5 protein-coding genes are annotated in these 3,978 nt (G+C 54.6%); all 5 read left to right on the forward strand.

Annotated elements, in window-relative coordinates; all coding sequences use genetic code 11:
• Positions 1-153 precede the first annotated feature (153 nt).
• Positions 154-753 (forward strand): RNA polymerase sigma factor RpoE, encoded by a 600-nt coding sequence (gene rpoE, locus PROAA_RS10060; RefSeq protein WP_186411212.1) that lies wholly within the window; start codon positions 154-156, stop codon positions 751-753.
• A gap of 67 nt (positions 754-820) precedes the next feature.
• On the forward strand, positions 821-1,237 hold the full coding sequence (locus PROAA_RS10065; protein ID WP_186411213.1) for a SoxR reducing system RseC family protein: 417 nt from the start codon (positions 821-823) through the stop codon (positions 1,235-1,237).
• 64 nt (positions 1,238-1,301) lie between these two features.
• The gene (locus PROAA_RS10070) at positions 1,302-2,744 is read left to right on the forward strand and encodes a DegQ family serine endoprotease (protein ID WP_186411214.1); all 1,443 of its coding nucleotides are present in this window, start codon (positions 1,302-1,304) and stop codon (positions 2,742-2,744) included.
• Position 2,745: 1 nt separating this feature from the next.
• The gene (locus tag PROAA_RS10075) at positions 2,746-2,988 is read left to right on the forward strand and encodes a glutaredoxin family protein (RefSeq protein ID WP_186411215.1); all 243 of its coding nucleotides are present in this window, start codon (positions 2,746-2,748) and stop codon (positions 2,986-2,988) included.
• Between the two features lie 93 nt (positions 2,989-3,081).
• The coding region (locus tag PROAA_RS10080) for a GTP-binding protein (protein ID WP_186411216.1) at positions 3,082-3,978 on the forward strand (897 nt) is incomplete at its 3' end.

Consider the following 3,978-nt stretch of genomic DNA (forward strand, 5'->3'; position numbering starts at 1 on the left):
TACAACCCGGCTCATCTCGCTACCGCTTTGCATCTGAGAGAGATTTGATGCTCCAGCCCTGCGAGATAGGCCACTATCGCCGCGTCGGCTTAGCGGTTGCGCTATACTCTCGCGAAAAACACAACATCGTGTCCGACAGGGAATTCACATAGCATGAATGAACGCGAAATTGACCAGGAGTTGGTCAAGCGAGCACAGGCAGGCGACAAGCAAAGTTTCGATCGGCTGGTTGAAAAGTACCAGCGCAAGCTTGGACGACTTCTATCGCGCTTTGTTCGCGACCACGCTGAAGTTGAAGACGTCGCACAGGAGGCGTTCATCAAGGCCTATCGCGCGCTGCCATCGTTTCGCGGCGAGAGCGCGTTCTATACCTGGCTATACCGAATCGGTATCAATACGGCCAAGAACTATCTTGTCGCAAAAGGTCGTCGCGCCCCGACATCAACTGACTTTGATGCTGATCAGGCGGAGTCCTTCGATGACGCAGATCAACTGCGCGATAACAATACCCCCGAGCGATTGTTGCAGTCCAAGCAGCTCGGGCAAACGGTCAATGCCGCGATGGAAGCGCTACCGGAAGAGCTGCGCAATGCAATTGTATTGCGTGAAATCGAAGGCCTGAGCTATGAGGAGATTGCTGAAGAAATGAACTGTCCGATAGGCACGGTGCGCTCGCGTATTTTCCGTGCACGTGAGGCCGTGGCAGAAAAGCTGAAACCTTTGCTGGATACGGCTACGGATCACAGGTGGTAGACTAGGCCGATGCGTCATCACGCCATGTTCAATATACCGTCAGGCGGACCCGATCCAGGGAATACGAATGATTGATGTGCCTGGAAAGATTTTCGCGCTTGATGGCGATTATGCGATTGTCCGAGTGCAAGAATCGGGATGCGGACGCTGTCATGAAACCGGCGGTTGTGGCGGAACCAACATCGCCACGTTGTTTTGCCATGCGCCACGAAGCTTCCGTGTATTGAACCCTGGCAACTCGGCCATTGGCGACAGCGTAAGCATAGTGATTGACGAAGGCGCTGTTCGACGTAGTGCCGCACTCGCTTACGGATTGCCGCTGCTGCTATTGTTCATCGGCGCACTTGGCGGATCGGCGCTGGCCGGGGAAACCGGCGCTATCGTCGGGTCGGTCAGTGGCTTGTTTTTCTCATGGCTGGCGATGCGTTTTGCTCTACTTCGAGGTACGCCCGACCAGCGTTCGCAGCCCTATATCAGATCTTGATTTCAGTTCATCGATCCAGAATTTCCGGCCAGGCAAAACGGACTCACAGGAGGCATTTGTCACCATGAAGCAGCTTGTGACGGCATTTTTCATTGCTTTTATTTCATTGACTGCGCAGGCGCAGAATAGAGCCTTGCCTGATTTTACGGAGCTTGTCGAAAAGCAGGGGCCGGCCGTCGTAAATATCAGTACAACACAGGTGGTTCGTGGTTTTGGGCGTGGTGTTCAGCCCTTCCCGTTTGACGAAGATGACCCGACGTCTGATTTCTTTCGGCGCTTCTTTCCGCGTCAACCCGGAATGCCTGGTACGCCTGGCGTTCCCCGGGAGTTCGAAAGTCGCTCGCTGGGTTCCGGTTTCATTATCAGTGCCGATGGTTTCATTCTGACCAATGCTCATCTGGTCGAATCGGCAGATGAAATCTTCGTTCGATTAACCGACAAGCGGGAATTCAAGGCCAAAGTCATCGGCTCCGACAAGCGGACAGATGTTGCGCTGATCAAGATCGTGGCTACCAATCTGCCCACGGTACGCCTGGGTGATCCGGGGATTCTCAGGGTGGGCGAGTGGGTTGTAGCGATAGGCTCTCCCTTCGGTTTCGACAACAGTGTCACAGCCGGCATCATCAGTGCCAAAGGACGCTCTTTGCCCCAAGAGAATTTTGTTCCCTTCCTTCAGACCGATGTGGCGATCAATCCGGGCAATTCCGGAGGCCCCCTGTTCAACATGAAGGGCGAAGTGGTTGGGATCAATTCGCAGATATACAGTCGATCCGGCGGGTTCATGGGCATCTCGTTTGCTATCCCGATTGACGTGGCAATGGACATCCAGAACCAACTCAGGGTCAGCGGCAGAATTCGCCGTGGCCGAATCGGTGTCGTCATTCAGGAAGTAACCAAAGAGCTGGCCGAATCCTTCGGGTTAAGCAAACCACAGGGTGCTGTCGTCAATGCAGTCGAACGTGGAGGACCCGCTGATAAGGCCGGAGTCGAACCCGGTGATGTCATCCTCAAGTTTGACGGCAAGCCGGTTGTCAACTCGGGCGATTTGCCGCGAATCGTGGGCTCCAGCAAACCAGGAGCGAGTGCGCCCATGCAAGTATGGCGCAAGGGCTCCGTGCGGGATCTGACGGTTGTCGTCGGTGAAACGCCGGAAGAAAAGGCGATGGCCAGAAACGGAAAAAACCCCAGGTCAACTGAGCAGGCGGCCAATCGACTGGGCCTGGTCGTTTCGGAACTAAGCCCTGAACGACAACGCGAACTGAGAATCAGTGGAGGCTTGCTGGTCGAGGATGTTCGTGGCAACGTCGTTCGGGCCGATTTGCAACCTGGCGATATCATCCTGGCACTCATTGCACGGGGCGAAAGTTCCGAAATCAGGAGCGTTGATCAGTTCAACAAGCTGCTAGCACAATTTGACAAGGCATCCACCATTACCTTGCTGGTTAAACGCGGGGAGTTGCAGACCTTTATCACCATAAAGGGACTGCCCGAAAAGAAGGCTGGATGACGTGACAAAACTGACGCTGATCTCGCGGACGTATTGCCATCTCTGCCACGAAATGGAGTTGGCCTTGCTTCCGCTTGCGGCTGAATTCGGGGTTGACGTTGATGTTGTCGATGTGGATGCCGATCCCAGGCTTGAAGCGCTATATGATGAATTGGTTCCAGTACTGCTGCATGAGGGAACCGAGCTCTGTCATTACCGCCTCGAAGATGCCAAACTCCGTGATTATTTGAGCAAAATCCGCTAAAATCCGCGCCTTCTGGCAGATCAAACAAAGGGTGCCCGCCGGCACCCTTTTTTTCAGGCGCGGCCTTGCCGCGGCAGTGCAAACACGATGCAAATGCAACACATCCGCAACTTCTCGATCATCGCCCATATCGACCACGGCAAATCAACGCTTGCCGACCGCATCATCCATCTTTGCGGTGGATTGTCCGACCGCGAAATGGAAGCGCAAGTGCTCGATTCGATGGATATCGAACGTGAGCGAGGTATAACCATCAAGGCGCAGACCGCTGCGTTGCAGTACAAATCGCACAGCGGCGCAATATACAATCTGAACCTCATCGACACGCCGGGACACGTCGACTTTTCCTACGAAGTGTCGCGTTCGCTTTCTGCGTGCGAGGGCGCCTTGCTGGTTGTCGATGCGTCGCAAGGCGTCGAAGCACAGACGGTAGCCAACTGCTATACCGCAATCGAACTCGGCGTCGAAGTTCTGCCCGTCTTGAACAAGATCGATCTTCCGTCGGCCATGCCCGACAACGCACGTCAGGAAATCGAGGACGTCATTGGCATTGACGCTTCACACGCCATTCTTGCTTCTGCCAAGACGGGTCTTGGCGTGGATGAAATCCTGGAAGCGATCATCGAGCGTATCCCGGCACCACAAGGAGACCCCGATGCGCCGCTAAAGGCGCTTCTGATTGATTCATGGTTTGACAATTACGTCGGCGTTGTCATGCTGGTTCGCGTCATCGATGGAACCTTGCGCCAGAAGAACAGGATTCGCTTGATGGCAAGTGATTCGACCCATTTGTGCGAACAAGTGGGTGTGTTTACGCCTAAGGCTGTGCCCACGGAAACCTTGAGCGCCGGCGAAGTGGGTTACATAATTTCCGGCATCAAGGAGCTGCAAGCGGCCAAAGTGGGAGATACCGTAACGTCAGCCGAAAATCCTGCGAAGGAAGCGCTGCCCGGATTCAAGGAAATCAAGTCACAGGTATTTGCCGGCCTT

The organism is Candidatus Propionivibrio aalborgensis, assembly GCF_900089945.1.
Taxonomy (GTDB): Bacteria; Pseudomonadota; Gammaproteobacteria; order Burkholderiales; family Rhodocyclaceae; genus Propionivibrio; species Propionivibrio aalborgensis.